The following is a 520-nucleotide window of genomic DNA, read 5'->3' as shown; positions in this document are numbered from 1 at the left end:
CACCAATATTTGAGCCTAATGACAGGCAAATCAACTTGCTTCACCATGACGCATGAAGAGCTAGAAGCCACCGTCGATAACTTGTTGAGAGAAGGCTATTTGGAAGACGTAAAGTCTCTGATTTCTCAATACCAACGTGTGGCGTAGGAAAGAATCGTTTAGCTCTCGAGCCATGAGTCAAGCCTACAGAAGCTCACCAAGCTATCTGTAATAACGAGCAAGATTTCGCCTTTTTAGGTGCCTTAAACATATCAATACATTGCCGCTCATTGAGCGGCAATTTTTTATCCAAATCCCTTGAGCTATTCACATTACGCCAGATTCCGCTAGACTGTCAGCAACTCAACAACTCGGTAGTTTTTGGCAACATGAAGCAGATCCTTGATTTTATTCCTCTCATTATCTTCTTCGCTCTATACAAGATGTACGACATCTATGTAGCGACTGGAGCACTCATCGTTGCAACGGCAGTTCAACTTATCGTGACCTACGCGCTGTATAAGAAAGTAGAGAAGATGCA

General features: G+C 43.1%; 1 protein-coding gene. It reads left to right on the top strand.

The window, feature by feature from the left end:
* Positions 1-320 precede the first annotated feature (320 nt).
* On the top strand, positions 321-520 hold a 200-nt coding region (locus tag R7Z77_RS28375), incomplete at its 3' end, for a septation protein IspZ (RefSeq protein ID WP_318137438.1).

This window comes from Vibrio sp. 1401 (assembly GCF_033340295.1).
The sequence above is the reverse complement of the archived record's forward strand: the minus strand, read 5'-3'. Positions and strand labels throughout refer to the sequence as shown.